This is a genomic window from uncultured Victivallis sp., assembly GCA_944389935.1.
Taxonomy (GTDB): domain Bacteria; phylum Verrucomicrobiota; class Lentisphaeria; order Victivallales; family Victivallaceae; genus Victivallis.
The window spans coordinates 1-18,712 of sequence record CALXOE010000001.1 but is presented as its reverse complement, the minus strand read 5'-3'; the positions used below and the strand labels follow the sequence as shown (position 1 = coordinate 18,712).

Genomic DNA, 18,712 nt, shown 5'->3' with positions numbered 1-18,712 from the left:
GCGAGAGGTGCCGGCTTGAAAGAGCGGGAATATCAGAAGTACTTGCGGAAATGTGACTTGCGTGATGTTGAACCGCTCCCGCTCTCTCCGGGCTTGCGCTGTGTTGCCGTGATTCCGGCCTGCGATGAACTTGAGACGATCGGACGCACGCTTGCGTCGCTTGTCGTTCCGGATGATTGCGCGGCAATGGTGGTCGTGAATCATCCGGAGGGGGCGGATTCCCGCGTGAAACGCTCTTCGTTCGAGCTGCTTGGCCGATTGCGTGCAGGATGGTCTCCATGTCGGAATCTGCACTGGATCGACGCTCCGGATCTGCGCGGCGGCGTCGGGGAAGCGCGCAAGCTCGGCATGGATGCCGTCGTCGCTTCGCAGAGGGCGGATATGCTGGAACAGACGATTCTCGCGTCTCTCGATGCCGATACGGTTGCGGAGCGGGATTATTTTCCCGAAATCCTGGCGGAGTTCGGGCGCACCCCGGAGATTGCGGCGCTGACGATTCCGTTCCGTCACCAGCCGGGAGAGACGCCGGAGGAGGAACTGGCGATCCGGCGATATGAAGCGTATCTCGAGCGTTATGTGACGAAGTTACGTGAAGCGGGATCCCCCTATGCGTTTCAGACGGTGGGATCGGCCTTTGCGGTCCGGCTCGATGCCTATGTCCGTGCCGGCGGGATGCGTGTCCGCCGCGGGGGAGAGGACTTTTATTTTCTGCAGGCGACAGCCAAGGTCGGAACGGTTGCGACGGGGAGAAAGGTTCTGGTCCATCCTTCAGCGCGTCCGTCGGATCGGGTTCCGTTCGGGACCGGTCCGGCAGTGAGGAAACTCATGGCGGGCGAGAGGCTTTCTGAAATTTCAGATGCGGCGTTTTCGCACCTCGGTGTTCTGCTCACTCTGGCGGCTGCCCCGGCCGGACTGGACGATGCAGAACTTCTTATGGGAAAACTCGATCCATGCTTTCGCGCGTTTCTGAAAGAGGAGGGATTCCCGGCTGTCTGGCCGAAAATTCTTGCGAATACGCCGAAACGGGCCGGGGCGCGTCTTGCGGCATTTCATCTCTGGTTTGACGGCCTGAGAACATTGCGGTGTCTGCACCGTTTCGACCGGCAGCAGGCAGAGAAACCGGTGATTTGATCCGGAAAATCACCGGAGGGACTGGACATTTTCCGGATTCTCCTGTATATTCTGAAAAGGTCTGGCGCAAAATTTTTAACGGGGGGATCATGTTTCATTCCAGGGATATCGTGACTGCGATCGAGATCGGTACCTCGAAAATCAATGTGCTGGTCGGCGAAGCGGGGACGGATGGTCGCGTGAGCGTGATCGGTCGCGGTACCGCGCCCTCCGCCGGTTCGGTCGTCAAGGGCGAGATAGAGGATATGGAGCTCGCTTTCGAGCAGCTCGGAACGGCGATCGAAGATGCGGCAAATGCTTCGGATGGAATGCTCAACAGCACGAAATCCGTCGTCGTGGTTGTGACCGGGTGCCGGATCGAGGCATTTCAGGGAATCGGCTCGGTTGTGGTGAAGAATCCTGAGCATAAAGTGACGAACCGGGAGCGGCTGGAGGCTCACGAGAACGCCCGGGTGCTGCAGCTTGCGACCGGGCGCGAGATCATCAACAGTTCCGAGTCCTACTTTACCATCGATGAGCGGCGGATCCGGAATCCGTTGAATCACACTGCGAACAAGCTCGAAGCGTATGTGCATGTGGTTCATGCGGATGCGGTCCGGTTGGAGAATTTTCGCTCAATCGTGCGCGATTCCGGATTTGAGGAGGCTCATATCGACGTTGCCTTTTCGCCGCTGGCAGACGACTTCGGAATTCTTTCGGACGAGGAGCGCGAGCAGGGGGTTCTGCTGGTTGATTTCGGAGCGGGAACCACCGAATTTGTGGTGGAGTACAACTCCGGAGTTCAGGCCTCCGGAGTGCTTCAGGTCGGATTCGACCACGTCTGCAACGATTTGTCGCTGGGGCTCGATCTGCATATTGACGTCTGCCGCAAGATGATCGAGGATAAGACCTTGCAGAACGCGATGCGTGAGCGGCGTGAATACATGGAGTTCCCGAGTTCGACCGGCCGGGTCCGCCGGATTCCGCTCTCCTCATTCGAGACGATCATCGATGCGCGGATTCGTGAGACGTTTGAGATCATCCGTTCCATGGCGACCGCACAGGGGGCCCCTGCCGTGCTGGATGCGGGTGGCGTGCTCACCGGAGGGGGGGCGTTGTTCGATCGGACCGCGCCGATTTTCCGTGAAGTTTTCGATATGTCGTGCCGCATCGGTCAGCCGTTCGAGGCGGGGGGCGCTCTGACCGGACTGGATACGCCGCGCTGCAGCACGATCTGGGGGGCGCTGAAAATCGCTGCGTTTTACAATGAATTGTACGCCGGTCAGGGAGGGCGCGGCATGTTCGGGAATCTGATCGACGTCGTGGACGGTGTTTTGAACCGGACCCGGCTCGGCTGGTTGAATTTCAAAGGCGCGAGGAGGGGGTGATCGAACGATGGACCAGAAGAAGATCACTGTTCTCGGGATCGGCGGCAGCGGCTGCCGGATCGTCGGAATTTTGAAAGAGAATCCGCTGGCTGCTCCGCTCCGGCTGATTGCGATCGACAGCGATGTTGCGGGTCTGGAAGCCTGCGGTCTTGAGGAGAGCTGCCGGCTTCTGGCCGGAGAACGGTGGCGCAACGGGCGCGGCTGCGGCGGCAATGTCATCGACGGGCAGCGGGTGGTCGCGCACGAGCGAACCCACATCGAGAAACTGCTTGACGGGGTTTCATTTCTGCTGGTGGTGGGTGGTCTCGGCCGGGGAACGGCGTCCGGTGGCATGCCGGTGGTTCTCTCGGTGGCGCGGAAGTTGGAGATTCCGACGCTTTTCGTTGTGACTCTGCCGTTTACGCTGGAGGGGCACAGCCGGCGCAAGATCGCCGAGGATACGGTGAAAAACGAACTGCTCGGCTTGGCGGATGCCGTGATCTGCCTGCCGAATGACCTCTTGTTTTCGGTGCTGGAGTCGACTACACCTTTGTCGAATGCGTTCAAACTCGCCGATCAGGAGTTGTCCCGCACGGTATTGGCGCTCACGATGGTGCTGCTGCACGGGAATCTGCTCGCGGCTGATTTCGGCAGTTTCATTACGCTGCTGAAAAAGAAGAAGAGTTTCTGCAGCATCGGAGTCGGTATTGCCTCGGGTGAGATTGATGCGGGCAAGCGTGGAGAGGCCGCGATGGAGCGGTTGTTGCAATCTCCGCTTCTGGGCGGTGCGGATAAACTTGGCGCTGCGGATGCGGTGATCGTTACCTTGCTCGGCGGACCGGAGTTGTCACTGGGTGAGAGCCGCCAGATTCTTGAGTTGGCAGCACGTCAGGTCAAGCCGGAAGCGCAGTTGATCGTGGGGGCTGCGACGGGAGAGGAGTGGACGGATAAAATTCTGCTTGCGGCCATAACCGTCAAATTCGATGCGGAGAGCGAGGCTTCGGAACTTCTGCGCAGCAGTTCTGTCTCGCATCCACGGCGAACGCGCACGACGTCTCCTGCGGCTCACGCCGTGGACGGAGATCAGTTGACGCTCCCGCTCGAACCGGTCTCCAAAGGTGTCATGGAGCGGGGACCGCAAGTAAAGTGGGGGAACGAAGAGCTGGATATTCCGACTTTCAAACGACGGAACATCGCGATCGATAACGGGAAACGGGGCGTGGAGTGATGGAGGAAGTGAAACGCGCGCTCGCGCGAACCAACCTGGCGCAGACCGCTTTGCTGACGCTCCCCTGGACATTGCTTCAAGTCGGGGGCTTCTGGGCTGCTGCGGATGCGCGGGCCGGACTCACAGGGGCGATAGTGGTCGGAGTCATGAGTGTTGGAGCACTGGTCGCGCTCGCGGTCCATTATCGCCGGAGCGTGATTCGCCTGGCGAATCTCATTCATGCCCGGGAGGGAATGGATCCCGTTGAGATTTATGGTTTTTTTTCGTTTTCACGTCTCTGGGGGGATCGGCTTGAGAGTGTTCGCCGCCGGATTCCTGGATATGTCAATACCTTGCGGATGAACTACATATCGCTTCCCATGGCGTTTCTGGCCGCAGTGTTGAATTTCTGGGTTGCCGCTCTGTTTCTGGTTCTGGTCTGGGGAGCGACGGGGATGCTGGTGCGCTCTGCCGAGGTGCGTTCTGTGACGGGAGAGATGCGGGCGGTTTCCTTCAGCACCTGGGGGCGGATTCTTCTCCTGTTTGCCGTTGCTGCGGCTGCCTGGGGATATGTACGTTATGAGGCTGCGGTTGCGGAGGCGGCCTGCCGGGAGCAGACAGCCCGGCTTCGGGCGGAATCGTTTCTGATGTCGGCATCCGAGCTCGCTTCGGGTTATCGTCTTTCGGGCAAAAACGGGGCTGATGCGGTACGTGCTCTGACACGCCTGCCTGCGGTCCCGGAGGAGCTGACCCGTCTCGCGGAGGGTGTCCGGATCGAGAACGTTTCCCCTGACTCCTACGTGGAGATGGAGAAATTCGTCTTTGAACACGGGGCGACCATGGAGGCGCTCGCTGAAATCGGACGGATTCAGGCGGCACGCCTCGGATTTGTGTTTAAGCCGGGGAGTGCGGGCGCAGGAGCGCAGGGAACGGAACTTCTCGCGCGCTACCGGAAACTTGAAACGCTTGAACGGCTCAAATTCTACGCATCCGCCGCCGTCGGCAACAGCCGCCGGGTGGAGGAGAGTTGGAGCGTTCTGGGCACACTGCGCCGTCAATTAAGCGGCGAACCTCTGCTCTCGGGTTGCCGCACCGTCATGGAGATGGAGTTCCGCCGTCTCGGTGCCCTCGAGCGTCTGCTGAACGAGTTCGGAGTGTATGGGAAGAATGAGGCGGATTTTTTCGCGTCCGACCTGGCATTGACGGAGCTTGAATTCGGAAAAATTCTTCCAGCGGCGTTGAAGAGCGAGGCCTCCTGGAATCTGCTTTCCGGTTTTGATCCGCTGTCGGAGATGAACGGGGGGAGCAACTGGCGCAGTCTTGGGAGAATTTTTCCCGTACTGGAGTGGTCCAGAGCGGAAAGTCTGGCAGTCTATTTGGAGGGGATGCGGATGTTCGCCGCTGTGATCGCCGAACCGGGGAAGTCCGCCGGATACCGGGCCTGGTCCGGGAATCTTCCGATTGGAACGCTCCCCGGGCTCATTGCGCTCCGCGAGGCGGATGGGACGGTCGCCCGTTATTTTGCGCTTGTGCGTAAGTTGCGGGCAGGTCGGGTTGCGCTTGAGCTGGACCGATATCACAAAGAGCGCGGGGCATTTCCAGCGACGCTTGAGGAGCTCAAAGGAGTTTCCGGGGCGGTGCGGGTTGATCCGCGAACGGGTGGCGCACTCGCTTATCGGAATGGAAAGTTTCCGGTGGAACAAGGGAATCCGCGAACGACAGGGACGGAAAAACGGAAAATCGATGGCGTCGAAATCGGGGGAGAAGACGGTTTCAGGCTCCGTCGTTGAGGCAGTGATCGGTCGAAGCACGCCTTGAGCGCGGCGATTTTGAGGGAGAAAACAGGGTTTGCGAGAGAGAATAGCGGTTTTTTTTAAAAAAAACTGTTTTTTTGATTTGCAAATGGAGTCAAATGGAATATATTAGGAAATGTGATTGACGGAATCGACAAGATCGAGGCGGTCACAACAACAGACGTGCTCGGGTGGCGGAATTGGCAGACGCGTATGGTTGAGGTCCATATGGAGCAATCCTTGGGGGTTCAAGTCCCCCCTCGAGTACCATTTTTTTATCAGATAAAGAACGGTTCCGGATGCGGGAATATAAGCCGGCGTGTGGAAAGACATGCCGGTCTATTTGTCGGAAGCGGTCGGTTTTATGGTTGGGTTATGCCCACATAGCTCAGTCGGTAGAGCACATCCTTGGTAAGGATGAGGTCAGCGGTTCAAGTCCGCTTGTGGGCTCCATGTATCGAATTGGAAAATTTCAGGCGAAAAACTCTAAACCTTTCAGGAGGGAAAAATGGCTAAGGAAAAATTCGAAAGAACCAAGCCTCACGTCAACATCGGTACCATCGGTCACGTCGACCACGGCAAGACGACTCTGACTGCCGCGATCACCATGGTGCTGAACAAGAAGTTCGGCGGTGAAGTCCGCAGGTACGATGAGATTGACAACGCTCCGGAAGAGAAGGAGCGCGGCATCACGATCAATACCGCGCACGTTGAGTACCAGACTGAGAATCGTCACTATGCGCACGTCGACTGCCCGGGACACGCCGACTATGTGAAGAACATGATCACGGGTGCGGCGCAGATGGACGGTGCGATCCTCGTGATTGCGGCGACCGACGGCCCGATGGCTCAGACTCGTGAGCACGTGCTGCTCGCCCGTCAGGTGGGTGTGCCGGCGATCGTGGTGTTCCTGAACAAGGTTGATCAGCTTGACGACCCCGAGCTTCTCGAGCTCGTTGAGATGGAGATCCGTGAGCTGCTTTCGAGCTATGACTTCCCGGGCGACGATACTCCGATCATCCGCGGTTCCGCTCTGAAGGCGGTCGAGGCCGAGGGCGATCTGAACAATCCGGCCTGCCAGTGCATTCTTGATCTGATGGATGCGGTTGACAGCTTCATTCCGGAGCCGAAGCGCGATGTTGACCAGCCGTTCCTGATGCCGATCGAGGACGTTTTCTCGATCGAAGGTCGCGGCACCGTGGTGACCGGCCGTGTCGAGCGCGGAATCATCAAGCTCAACGACGAAGTTGAGATCATCGGTCTGAAGCCGACGGTGAAGACGACCGTTACCGGTATCGAAATGTTCCGGAAACTTCTCGACCAGGGCCAGGCCGGCGACAACATCGGCTGCCTGCTCCGCGGCACGAAGAAAGAGGACGTCGAGCGCGGTCAGGTTCTGGCCAAGCCGGGCAGCGTGACCCCGCACACGAAGTTCAAGGGCGAGATCTACGTTCTGTCGAAAGAAGAGGGTGGCCGTCACACGCCGTTCTTCAACAACTATCGTCCGCAGTTCTACTTCCGTACGACCGACGTGACCGGCACGATTACCCTGAAAGAGGGCACCGAGATGGTTATGCCGGGTGACAATACCACGATCACGGTTGAGCTGATCGCTCCGATCGCGATGGAAAAGGGTCTGCGTTTCGCGATCCGTGAAGGCGGCCGCACGGTTGCCTCCGGCCGGGTTACCGAGATCATCGAGTAATTATTCGGCCCCGTAGAAATCCCCCGGGCCGTCGGTTATGCGGCGGCTCGGGAGTTTCGTGTAACACTAGGGTAAGAAATTATGCGTGAACTGGTTATTTTGGAATGCACAGAGTGCAAGCGGCGCAATTACACGACGATGAAAGAGAAGCGTAATACGCCCGAGCGTCTGGAAAAGAAAAAGTACTGCAAATTCGAGCGTAAGCATACGGTCCACAAAGAGACCCGCTGAATCGGAATGGCGTTTACAGTCAGGAGAGTAGCTCAGTTGGCTAGAGCGGCGGTCTCCAAAACCGCAGGTCGTGAGTTCGAGCCTCACCTCTCCTGCCATTTTTTGTGAAACAGTTGAGAACCAGGTAGGAAATCAGATGGACAACGGTAAAAAGCGCGTAGGTGCGGTCGCCGGTTATGATTTGGTTACGGGTAAGATTCGGCGTTTTATTTCTGAGACTGTGGCCGAGTTGCGTCGTTGTACCTGGCCGAACCGTCAGCAGCTTTTTGAATCCACGGTGCTGGTTGTGATCTGCATTGTGATTCTGGCGTGTTTTGTCGCCGGGGTTGACTGGGTTGCGGCGTGGGTGATCCGTCTGATTACGGTCGGTAAGTTTTAAAGAGAGAGAATGATGAACGATTCAGTCAACACCGAGCGGGACAATCGTGGACAGTGGTTTGTGATTCACACGCTCTCCGGCCATGAGAATAAGGTTCGTGATACGATTTTGCGTCAGCTTCAGAACGGCGATCAGGTCCCGGTCTATGAAGCGTTCATACCGACGGAGAAAGTGACGGAGGTTCGTCAGGGGACGAAACGGACGACGACCCGCAAACTTTTTCCGGGTTATATCTGGGTTCGGATGGATCTTTATGATGATCTCGGCATGATCGATGAAAAGGCCTGGTATTTTGTTCGGAGCGTTCAGGGAGTTCTCGGGTTTCTCGGCGGGACGAACAAGCCGACGCCGCTGTCGGATGCCGAGGTTGAGGATCTGCTTCGTCCGGTGCAGGCTGGAGAGAGTGCTGCTGCGCGGCCGAAAGTGGAATTTGAAATTGGTGAAACTGTGCGCATCAAGGATGGTGCGTTTGAGAATTTCGAGGGAACGATTCAGGAGATTGACAACGAGCGTGGCAAGTTGAAGCTCATGGTGTCGATTTTCGGACGTTCGACCCCGGTCGAGTTGGAGTTCTGGCAGGTCGAGCGCACCGTTTGACGGTGACTCGAACTTTTGTAACATGTCGTTAGATTCACTGGTGGCGGGATACCTGCCGGTCCGGACCACCTTTGAATCGGGAAAAGGAATATAATCATGGCAAAGAAGGTTACAGGTCTGATCCGGTTGCAGATTCCTGCCGGCGCAGCGACGCCTGCACCGCCGATCGGTCCCGCCCTCGGGCAGGCCGGCTGCAACATCATGGACTTCTGTAAGCAGTTCAATGCCGCCACTCAGTCACAGAGCGGGATGGTTATTCCTGTCGTGATCACGGTCTACCAGGACCGGTCGTTCACGTTCATCTGCAAGTCGCCCCCGGCGGCCGTCCTTGTGAAGAAGGCGGCGGGAGTGGCTTCCGCGGCTAAGAAGCCGGGCTATGAAAAGGCCGGCAAGATTACCCGTGCGCAGATCCGTGAAATCGTTCAGATCAAGAAGGCTGACATCAACGCCCGCAGCGAGGAAGCGGCAATGCGCATCATCGAAGGAACCGCGCGCAGCATGGGAATTGAGGTGGTCGATGCGTAGAAGTAAGCTTTACAAGAAGCAGATTGAGATCGAGGGGTACGATCCGCAGCAGCGTTATGGTGTGGCGGAAGCGATCGCTCTTCTCAAGAAATTTCCGGGAGTGAAATTCGATCAGACCGCTGAGGTTGCGTTCAAGCTCGGCATTGATCCCCGGAAATCCGACCAGACGGTTCGCGGAGCGGTTGCGCTTCCGGCCGGTACCGGCAAGAGCATCCGGGTTGCGGTTGTTGCCGACGGCGCCGCCGCAGTTGAGGCGAAAGAAGCCGGCGCGGATTTTGTCGGATTTGAAGATGTGGTTGAAAAGATCAAGGGCGGCTGGCAGGAGTTTGATATCCTGATTGTCACGCCTGACGCGATGCGCCTTGTGCGTCCGCTTGGTCGTCAGCTTGGTCCGCGCGGACTTATGCCGAACCCGAAGACCGGTACGGTTACCGATCAGATCGGCAATGCTGTTCGCGAGGCGAAAGCCGGTCGTGCGGAGTTTCGTGCCGATCGTGGAGCCTGTGTCCACGTTCCGTTCGGCAAGCTCTCTTTTGAAGATGCGGCGCTCAAGAGCAATTTCGATGTGATTGTCGACGCGATCCAGAAAGCGAAGCCGCAGACTGCGAAAGGAGCTTACATCCTCTCCTGCACGATCACCGCGACGATGACGCCGGGGATCAAGATCAATCCGAAAGAGTTGGCGAGGGGTAAGGAATGAGAAGCGAAAAGCAGTTTCTGGTCAAAGAGATCAGTGAAAAGATCGGTTCTTCCGATTATGTCTACTTCGTCTCGTTCTCCGGCCTCAAGGTCAAAGAGCTGGAGGAACTCCGCAAGCAGTTGGCGAATGCCAATGCTTCCTGTCACGTGTTGAAGAACACGCTGATCAAGAAAGCTTGCGAACTTCTGAACATCAACGGAACGGATGCCATCGATTTTACGTTGGGGACCGCGATGGTGTTCGGCCGTGGAGATTGCAGCACGGTTGCGAAACTGCTGCTTGATTTCGGCAAGAAGAATGACAAACTCGCCGCCAAGGGTGGTTATATGGAGGGTGAGATTCTCACCCCTGCCCAGGTTGGCAATCTTGCTGAGCTGCCCTCGAAGCCGGTGCTTCAGGCGATGCTGCTCGGTGTGCTGCAGGCTCCGTCGCGGAATCTGGTCAGCGTTCTCAATGCCAAGGCTGCGAGCATCCTGAACGTGCTCAATGCCTATAAAGACAAAGTTGAAAAACAGTAAGCCAACGAACAATAATGGAGGCATTTAACATGTCGGAAGAAAACAAGATGGAAGAGTTCGTCTCGTATGTCGAGAATATGACCGTTCTGGAGCTTTCCAAGCTGGTCAAGACTCTTGAAGAGCGTCTCGGCGTGAGCGCTGCGGCTCCGGTTGCGGTTGCCGCCGCGGCCCCGGCTGCCGCCGCTGCTGCTGCCGAGGAAGAGAAGACCGAGTTTGACGTGATCCTCGCCGGCTTCGATGCTGCGAAGAAGATCGGCGTCATCAAGGTTGTCCGCGAACTCACCGGTCTCGGTCTCAAGGAGGCCAAGGATCTTGTCGAAGGTGCTCCGAAACCGCTCAAGGAAGCGGTTGCCAAGGACGAAGCCGAGAAGATCAAGAAGCAGCTTGAAGAAGCTGGTGCTAAGGTTGAAGTCAAGTAATTTTACTTTGATTTCCCACGGCGGAGACGCATCGGGCGTCTCCCGCCGTTTTTCCGTATCCGGGTCTTGGACCCACTCTCCGGCGGCGCTTTTTAATGTGGTTTTTTGTTGAATTTGCGCTGCGGGCGGCATAAGTTGGTGGTTTTTTCGACTTGTGTCGTCTTTCATTTAGAAAAAAATCAGATATTTCCGAACTGTTGGTGTGGTTTTTTGCCGGCAGGTCGGTTTCTTTGTGTTTTGGCTTTGGCATTTTTCGGATGATTTGAGCTCAAATCGGGAGCTTGCGCTGTTGCGGCAAAAAAAATCTTCTGAATTTTTGATATGAATTTTTAATTTTCTTTGAATCATAAACGACAGGCAGGGTATGGCAAAACGAATCAATTATGGGAAACTCCGGGATGTTCTGGATGTGCCGGATCTGATCGGTCTCCAGGTGGACTCCTACCGTGACTTTCTGCAAAGCGATGTTCCGCCGGCGGAGCGGAAGAATCAGGGGCTTCAGGAGGTTTTCAACGAGATTTTCCCGATCGAGAGTTTCGACAAACAGATGTCGCTTGAGTTCGTCTCCTATGAAATCGGCAATGCGAACGAACATAAGGGCGATGTTGTTGACTGCATCAAGGACGGTAAGATCTACGATGCGCCGCTCTATGTGAATTTTCTGCTCAAGATCAATGGAAATGAGATTCCCGAACGTGTCTATATGGGTGAAATCCCGATCATGACCGAGCAGGGAACGTTTATCATCAACGGTGCCGAACGCGTGATCATCAGTCAACTTCACCGTTCTCCCGGCATCTGTTTTGAAAAGACGCGCCACACGTCCGGCCGGACGCTCTACTCCTATCGGATCATTCCGGACCGCGGTTCGTGGATGGATGTTCAGTTCGACATCAACGACTTCATCTTTATTTATCTGGACCGTCGCCGCCGTCGCCGGAAGTTCTATATCACGACATTCCTGCGCGCGATCGGATATCCGACCAACCGCGACATCCTTTCGGAGTGCTACGAAGTCAAGAAATATACGGTTGCGCAGCTGCTTAAGCAGAAAGATCTTTCCGGATACTACACGATCGATGACATCACCAGCGAGGATGACATTGTCGTGATTGACGAGCTTGTGCAGCTCACGGAAAACCATCTCAAACAGCTCGTCGATGCCGGAATCAAAGAGGTTGAGCTCGCTTATGTCGCTGACGGCGACAACTACCTGATCGGCTGCATGCGCAAGGATCAGGTGCGCAATGAAGAGGATGCGTTGAAAGAGATTTACCGGCGCATGCGCCCGGGCGATCCGACCAACATCAACAACGCGCGTCTGCTCATCAAGCGGCTGTTCTTCGACAATCGCCGTTATGATCTCGGGGCGGTCGGGCGCTACAAGCTCAATGAGCGGCTCAAGCAGGATATTCCGCTCACGCAGCGCGTTCTCGATCCGAAAGATCTCATGGCGGCGACGAAGATGCTGATCAAATTGCGCCATTCCGGCGGCCAGGTCGACGATATCGACCATCTCGGCGCGCGCCGTGTGCGTACCGTTGGCGAACTGCTGCAGAATCAGTGCCGTGCCGGTCTGCTCCGGACCGAGCGTCTGGTGCGTGAGCGCATGACGTTTGATGAGCCGAATGTAACTCCGTCGAAGCTGGTCAATCCGAAAGCTTTTGCCGGTGTGATCCGCGACTTCTTTGCGCGCAGCCAGCTTTCTCAGTTCATGGATCAGACAAATCCGTTGAGTGAACTTACGAATAAACGTCGTCTTTCCGCGCTCGGTCCCGGCGGTCTTTCGCGTGATCGTGCCGGGTTTGAGGTGCGCGACGTTCATCCGAGCCATTACGGGCGCATCTGCCCGATCGAGACGCCGGAAGGTCCGAACATCGGTCTGATCTCTTCGATGTCGCTCTATGCGATCATCGATGAGTACGGATTCCTGGAGACGCCGTATCGCAAAGTGGTCAACGGTCAGGTTACCGATCAGATCGACTACCTGACCGCCGACAAGGAGGAGCAGTTTGTCATCGCGCAGGCGAATGCCCCGCTCGATGAAAACGGCCGTTTTGTGCGTCCGACGGTGATGAGCCGCTACAAGAGCGAAAATGAGGAGCATCCGCGCGAAGAGGTTCAGTACATGGACGTTTCGCCGAAGCAGCTCGTGAGTGCGGCGGCCGGTATCATTCCGTTCCTCGAGCATGATGACGCGAACCGCGCACTGATGGGATCGAACATGCAGCGCCAGGCGGTTCCGCTTCTGATGCCGGATTCGCCGCTGGTCGGTACCGGGCTGGAGGCGCGTATCGCCCGCGATTCGCGCGCGGTGGTCGCTGCGAAAGCGGACGGTATCGTTGCGGAGGTGGTCAGCGATCACATTGTCGTGACGCCGGACGGGAATCTGCCCGCCGCTGATGCGCCGAAAGACTCCTATCAGTATTATCGTCTTTACAAGTATCTGCGCAGCAATGCCGGAACCTGCGTGAACCAGCGGCCGATCTGCCGGCGCGGTCAGGTCGTGAAGAAAGGTGACATCCTCGCTGACGGTGCCGCAACGCAGGACGGAGAACTCGCGCTCGGCCGGAATGTGCTGGTTGCCTACATGCCGTGGTGCGGGTACAACTTCGAGGACGCGATCATTGTTTCGGAACGCCTTGTGAAAGAAGATGTCTACACGAGCGTTCACGTGGAAGAATTTGAGATCACGAGTCGGGAGACGAAACTCGGGCCCGAGGAGATCACGCGCGACATTCCGAACGTCAGCGAAGATGCGCTGCGCAATCTGGATACGCGGGGCGTCGTCTACGAGGGAGCCGAGGTCGGGCCCGGAGACATCCTGGTCGGCAAGATCACGCCGAAGAGCGAGACTGAACTCGCTCCGGAAGAGCGGCTGCTGCGGGCGATCTTCGGTGAAAAGGCGGCTGACGTGAAAGACTCCAGTCTGACTGTTTCGAGCGGCAAGGGCGGCATTGTCATGGATATCCGCATTGAGTATGCGAAAGATCCGGCCCGTGCGTCGATGACCCGGACGGAGGCGAAGCGTCAGGAGAAGATGATGAAGAACGATTACCGGGAGGTTTACAACGGTCTCATTGATGATCTGACCGCCCGGTTGTCGGATGTGATGCTCGGCGTGAAGTTGCCGTATCCGATTTTCGACCAGTCGCCGTCGCGTGAGAATACGGTGCTCATCAGTCCGAACCGCAAGGTCACGAAGAGCTCGATCCAGAAGCTTGCCGCGCACTATGACAGCTGGCGGATGGATGATTGCGAACTCAAGAAGACCTTGACCGGCATCATCGACACGTTCATTCCGCTGTTCCAGGAAAATGAGGAGAAGCGTCGTCGTCTCGGCGACAGCAGCAATGAGTATGCGGATGCGGACAATGGAGTCATCAAGCGGGTGAAGGTCTATGTCGGCTGCAAACGCAAGCTGCAGGTCGGCGACAAGATGGCCGGTCGTCACGGGAACAAGGGTATCGTGTCCCGCATCGTCCCGGTTGAGGACATGCCGTTCCTTGAGGATGGTACGCCGGTTGACATCATTCTGAATCCGCTCGGCGTGCCGAGCCGCATGAACATCGGGCAGGTGCTTGAGACGCACCTCGGCTGGGCGGCGAAGATGCTTGGAATCAAGGTCGCGACTCCGGTGTTCGACGGTATTCCGGAGGAGAAGATCGTCGAGCTTATGAAAGAGGGGAATGATGCTTTCACGGCTCGTGAGGGGCATGATTATCACTGGGGGTTCCGCCAGGATGAGGCCGGCAACTGGGTGTATGACGGCAAGGCCGACGTCTATGACGGGCGCACGGGCGACAAGTTCGATCAGCGTGTGATGGTGGGCCATGTGTACATGCTCAAACTCGACCACCTGGTTGCGAACAAGATCCATGCGCGTGCGGTTGGTCCGTACTCGCTGGTGACGCAGCAGCCGCTCGGCGGCAAGGCGCAGCATGGCGGTCAGCGTTTCGGAGAAATGGAGGTGTGGGCACTTGAGGCTTATGGCGCGGCTCACAACCTGCAGGAGATGCTGACGGTGAAGTCGGACGACGTCGCCGGTCGTGCCCGGATCTACGAGTCGATCGTGAAAGGGCAGAACGTGCTCGAAGCGGGTCGACCGGAATCTTTCAACGTGCTGCTGAAAGAAATGCAGAGCCTCGGGCTCGACATCCGTACCGTGAAGAAGACGGGCGAACATTAATTCGAGGAGGAATTTACCTTGATTGACAATACTTATGCTTACCGGGAGCTGCTGGGCAAGAGTTCGGCCTCTTCGTTCGGAGCGGTTTCGATCAACGTCGCTTCGCCGGAAGTGATCCGTTCGTGGTCGTTCGGCGAGGTGAAGAATCCGGAGACCATCAACTACCGCAGTTTCAAACCGGAGAAAGGCGGTCTTTTCTGCGAGCGCATTTTCGGACCGACCCGCGACTGGGAATGCAACTGCGGCAAATACAAGCGCGTGAAGCACAAAGGCATCGTCTGTGACCGCTGCGGAGTGGAAGTCACCCAGGCGAAAGTGCGGCGTGAGCGTATGGGGCACATCGAACTGGCGGTGCCGGTGTCGCACATCTGGTTTTTCAAGTGCATGCCGAGCCGCATCGGGCTGGTGCTCGATATGACGGCGAAATCGCTTGAGCACGTGATTTACTACGAGGAATATGTCGTGACCGATCCGGGCGATACGCCGCTGAAAGTCGGGCAGACGATGAACGAGATCGAATACCGTCAGGCGGTCGATGACTACGGCGATGCGTTCACGGCGGATATGGGTGCGCCGGCGATCAAGACATTGCTCGAGCGGGTTGACCTGCCGATGCTCAAAGCGGAACTCGAGGTGAGCCTTGAGGGGACGCGCAACAAGGCGATCCGCAAGAAGCTGGCCAAACGGCTGCGTCTGGTGGAAGGGTTCATGAACAGCAATTCGCGCCCGGAGTGGATGATTCTCACGGTGCTGCCGGTGATTCCGCCGGATCTGCGTCCTCTGGTTCCGCTGGAGGGAGGTCGGTTTGCGACGAGCGACCTGAACGATCTCTACCGCCGCGTCATCAACCGGAACAACCGGCTGAAGAATCTGCTGCAGCTGCGTACGCCGGAAGTCATTATCCGGAATGAGAAGCGCATGCTGCAGGAGGCGGTTGACTCGCTTATGGACAACGGCCGTCACGGCCGCGCGGTCACCGGTGCGGGCAACCGTGCGTTGAAGAGTCTCTCGGACATGCTCAAGGGCAAGCAGGGCCGCTTCCGTCAGAATCTGCTCGGTAAGCGTGTGGATTACTCGGGTCGTTCGGTCATCGTGGTCGGGCCTGAACTGAAGATCCATCAGTGCGGATTGCCGAAGAAGATGGCGATGATCCTGTTTGAGCCGTTCATCATCCGGCATTTGAAAGGACGGGGATTTGCTCATACGGTGCGCGGCGCCAAGAAGATGATCGAGCGCGGCGAGCCGGAGGTGTGGGATATTCTCGAAGAGGTGACGCAGGGGCATCCGGTCATGCTGAACCGTGCGCCGACGCTGCACCGTCTGTCGATTCAGGCGTTCGATCCGGTGCTGATCGAGGGATCGGCGATCCGTCTGCACCCGCTGGTCTGTACGGCGTACAATGCGGACTTCGACGGTGACCAGATGGCTGTGCATGTGCCGCTTTCCAATGAGGCGCAGATGGAGACGAAGCTGCTGATGCTCGCTCCGAACAACATCTTCTCGCCCGCGAACGGCAAGCCGATTGTCTCGCCGACGCAGGATATCACGCTCGGCAGCTACTATCTGACCTGCGAGCCGCGCAACAAGGAAAAAGCGAAACTCTACCGCGATTTCTTTGAAGTGCTGTATGCGATGCAGGCCGGTTTCATCAAAATTCATGATGCGGTGCGGATTCCGAATCCGGACTACGGCAAGGACACGATCTACGGCGACAAGGAGAGCAAATACCTGCTGACGACGCCGGGACGGTGCCTCTTCCATGAAATCTGGGATCCGCGGCTCGGATTTTTCAATCAGATTGCGAAGAAGAAAGATCTCGGACGCCTCATCAGCGATTCGTACAACATTGCGGGGCATGATGCGACGATCCGGCTGCTGGACGATCTGAAAGATCTCGGTTATCGTCACGCGACGCTGGCCGGACTTTCGATTTCGATTGCGGACCTGCAGGTTCCCGAGAAGAAAGAGGAGATCATCGAAGCGGCCCGCGCGCAGATCGACAGTGTGCTTGATCAGTACAACAACGGTCTTCTGACCGAGGGCGAGCGGCACAACAAGGTCATCGACATCTGGACGCAGGCGTCCAACGCGGTGGCGAACGAGCTGTTTGCCCGTCTGGAAGCGGCCTCGCGCCGTGGAGAGATCAACCCGGTTTACGCGATGCTCGACTCCGGCGCGCGAGGCAGCAAGGATCAGATCCGTCAGCTTGCCGGTATGCGCGGACTTATGGCGAAACCGTCGGGTGACATTATCGAACGGCCGATCATCTCGAACTTCCGAGAGGGGTTGTCGGTGCTGGAATACTTCATTTCGACGCACGGCGCGCGCAAAGGTCTGGCCGACACCGCGCTCAAGACCGCGGACTCGGGTTATATGACCCGCCGTCTGGTCGATGTGGCACAGGACATCATCTGCCGTGAGCAGGACTGCGGGACGACGAAAGGAGTCTGGACCAGCGCGATCATCGAGGGCGACGAGGTGATCCTGCCGCTGAAAGACCGGATTCTCGGGCGGTTCAGTGCACAGGATATCCGCGACCCGGCATATGCCGACGGGCGGCTCATCATCTCGGCGGGGGAAGAGTTCACGCCGGAGATCGTTGACCTGATCGACAAGCGGGGAATTCAGCGTGTGCTGATCCGCTCGACGCTGACCTGCGAGACGCTGCGTGGCGTCTGTGTGAAATGTTACGGCCGCAACCTGGCCAGTGACCGGCAGGCGAAAGAGGGCGATGCGCTTGGAATCATTGCGGCGCAGTCGATCGGTGAGCCTGGTACGCAGCTTACGATGCGTACGTTCCACATCGGCGGTACGGCTTCGAGCGCATACAAGCAGCCGGTCATTGCTTCGCGTCACGACGGCGTGATCAAGCTGTTCAACGTGCGCACGATCAAGAATCAGAAAGGCAAGACGGTCGTGGTCAACAAGAACGGCTATGTGATTGTCTACGACCCGAATGTGGCGAAAGCGGCGGAAAAGGCGGCGCGCGAACGTGCCCAGATTGAGGCGGAAGCGCTCGGTACGGTCTATAACAAGGACTACGATTTCTGGGGAGATGCTCTCCGGGAAGCGGAGCTCGATCGTTATGAACTCGAGGCCGGTTCGGTGCTCGACAAGAACGACGGCGACACCGTGAAAGCCAACGAGGTGTTCGTTCGTTGGGAAGCAAACCACGTGCCGATCATCATCGAGGAGGCCGGTATCGTCGAGCTGCACGACCTCGTTGAGGGCGTGACGCTGCAGAAGCAGAAACGCGGCGGATCCGATCAGGCGACGGTCATGGAGCACCGGGAAGACCTGCATCCGCAGATTGTCATCAATTCGCCCGAGGGACAGTTCCTGGCGAACTATCCGCTGCCGGCGGGAGCGGTGTTGATGACCAAGCCGGGTGCGAAAGTGACGCCCGGTATGGTGGTTGCGCGTGTGCCGCGGCAGTCGGCGAAGAACAAGGACATCACCGGTGGTCTGCCGCGTATTGCGGAGCTGTTTGAAGCGCGTGTGCCGAAAGACGTTGCCGAGATTGCGCGTATCGACGGTTACATCGAGGTCGACAAGATGAGCCGCGGCAAGCGGCAGCTGCTGATTCGCGATCCGGAGTCGGGTATGACCGAGGAGCACAACAACATTCCGGCGCACAAGCATCTGACTGTGAGCAAAGGCGACTTTGTGCGCAAAGGTCAGAAGCTGACCGAGGGTTCGATTGTTCCGCATACGCTGCTCGAGGTCTGCGGCATTCACGAGCTGCAGCGGCATCTGGTCGATGCGATCCAGCTGGTGTACCGTGCGCAGGGTGTTGAGATCAACGACAAGCACATTGAGATCATCATCCGGCAGATGATGCAGAAAGTCCGGATCACGGAGTCTGGTTCGACGGATTATCTGCCGGGCGAACAGCTCGACCGGACGGAGTTCGACCGGGTCAACCGGGAGATGATCGAGAAAGGCGGCAAGCCGGCGGAAGCCGAGCCGATC

Annotated in this window: 14 protein-coding genes and 3 tRNA genes; all 17 read left to right on the top strand. The window is 57.5% G+C overall.

The window, feature by feature from the left end; translation table 11 throughout:
- Nucleotides 1-57: 57 nt before the first annotated feature.
- On the top strand, nucleotides 58-1,131 hold the full coding sequence (locus tag Q0J85_RS00085) for a glycosyltransferase family 2 protein (protein ID WP_294477034.1): 1,074 nt from the start codon (nucleotides 58-60) through the stop codon (nucleotides 1,129-1,131).
- Between the two features lie 89 nt (nucleotides 1,132-1,220).
- Nucleotides 1,221-2,498, top strand: a complete 1,278-nt coding sequence (gene ftsA, locus Q0J85_RS00080) for a cell division protein FtsA (RefSeq protein ID WP_294477032.1) — start codon at nucleotides 1,221-1,223, stop codon at nucleotides 2,496-2,498.
- A gap of 7 nt (nucleotides 2,499-2,505) precedes the next feature.
- Complete coding sequence (locus Q0J85_RS00075; protein WP_294477029.1) at nucleotides 2,506-3,705, top strand: hypothetical protein; 1,200 nt, start codon at nucleotides 2,506-2,508, stop codon at nucleotides 3,703-3,705.
- Complete coding sequence (locus Q0J85_RS00070) at nucleotides 3,702-5,474, top strand: hypothetical protein (RefSeq protein ID WP_294477027.1); 1,773 nt, start codon at nucleotides 3,702-3,704, stop codon at nucleotides 5,472-5,474. Before Q0J85_RS00075 ends, Q0J85_RS00070 begins: the two co-directional genes overlap by 4 nt.
- A gap of 188 nt (nucleotides 5,475-5,662) precedes the next feature.
- Nucleotides 5,663-5,747 (top strand) — tRNA-Leu (locus Q0J85_RS00065).
- Between the two features lie 107 nt (nucleotides 5,748-5,854).
- Nucleotides 5,855-5,930, top strand: a tRNA-Thr gene (locus Q0J85_RS00060).
- Nucleotides 5,931-5,985: 55 nt separating this feature from the next.
- A complete protein-coding gene (gene tuf / locus Q0J85_RS00055) occupies nucleotides 5,986-7,182 on the top strand; it encodes an elongation factor Tu (RefSeq protein ID WP_294477025.1) in 1,197 nt (398 codons plus the stop codon).
- An 81-nt stretch (nucleotides 7,183-7,263) separates the two neighbouring features.
- Nucleotides 7,264-7,413, top strand: coding sequence for a 50S ribosomal protein L33 (gene rpmG, locus Q0J85_RS00050; protein WP_294477024.1), 150 nt, complete (start codon nucleotides 7,264-7,266; stop codon nucleotides 7,411-7,413).
- Nucleotides 7,414-7,434: 21 nt separating this feature from the next.
- Nucleotides 7,435-7,511, top strand: a tRNA-Trp gene (locus tag Q0J85_RS00045).
- Nucleotides 7,512-7,549: 38 nt separating this feature from the next.
- Complete coding sequence (secE, locus tag Q0J85_RS00040) at nucleotides 7,550-7,792, top strand: preprotein translocase subunit SecE (protein ID WP_294477022.1); 243 nt, start codon at nucleotides 7,550-7,552, stop codon at nucleotides 7,790-7,792.
- Between the two features lie 9 nt (nucleotides 7,793-7,801).
- Nucleotides 7,802-8,389, top strand: coding sequence for a transcription termination/antitermination protein NusG (gene nusG, locus Q0J85_RS00035; RefSeq protein WP_294477020.1), 588 nt, complete (start codon nucleotides 7,802-7,804; stop codon nucleotides 8,387-8,389).
- A gap of 96 nt (nucleotides 8,390-8,485) precedes the next feature.
- Nucleotides 8,486-8,914 (top strand): 50S ribosomal protein L11, encoded by a 429-nt coding sequence (gene rplK, locus Q0J85_RS00030; protein ID WP_294477019.1) that lies wholly within the window; start codon nucleotides 8,486-8,488, stop codon nucleotides 8,912-8,914.
- Complete coding sequence (gene rplA, locus Q0J85_RS00025; RefSeq protein WP_294477018.1) at nucleotides 8,907-9,614, top strand: 50S ribosomal protein L1; 708 nt, start codon at nucleotides 8,907-8,909, stop codon at nucleotides 9,612-9,614. Before rplK ends, rplA begins: the two co-directional genes overlap by 8 nt.
- Nucleotides 9,611-10,132 (top strand): 50S ribosomal protein L10, encoded by a 522-nt coding sequence (gene rplJ, locus Q0J85_RS00020; RefSeq protein ID WP_294477016.1) that lies wholly within the window; start codon nucleotides 9,611-9,613, stop codon nucleotides 10,130-10,132. Before rplA ends, rplJ begins: the two co-directional genes overlap by 4 nt.
- 29 nt (nucleotides 10,133-10,161) lie before the next feature.
- Nucleotides 10,162-10,551, top strand: a complete 390-nt coding sequence (gene rplL, locus Q0J85_RS00015; RefSeq protein WP_294477014.1) for a 50S ribosomal protein L7/L12 — start codon at nucleotides 10,162-10,164, stop codon at nucleotides 10,549-10,551.
- Nucleotides 10,552-10,915: 364 nt separating this feature from the next.
- Nucleotides 10,916-14,740 carry a DNA-directed RNA polymerase subunit beta gene (gene rpoB, locus Q0J85_RS00010; RefSeq protein ID WP_294477013.1) on the top strand — a complete coding sequence of 1,275 codons (3,825 nt, stop codon included), beginning with the start codon at nucleotides 10,916-10,918 and terminating at the stop codon, nucleotides 14,738-14,740.
- A gap of 48 nt (nucleotides 14,741-14,788) precedes the next feature.
- The coding region (gene rpoC / locus Q0J85_RS00005) for a DNA-directed RNA polymerase subunit beta' (RefSeq protein ID WP_367274565.1) at nucleotides 14,789-18,712 on the top strand (3,924 nt) is incomplete at its 3' end.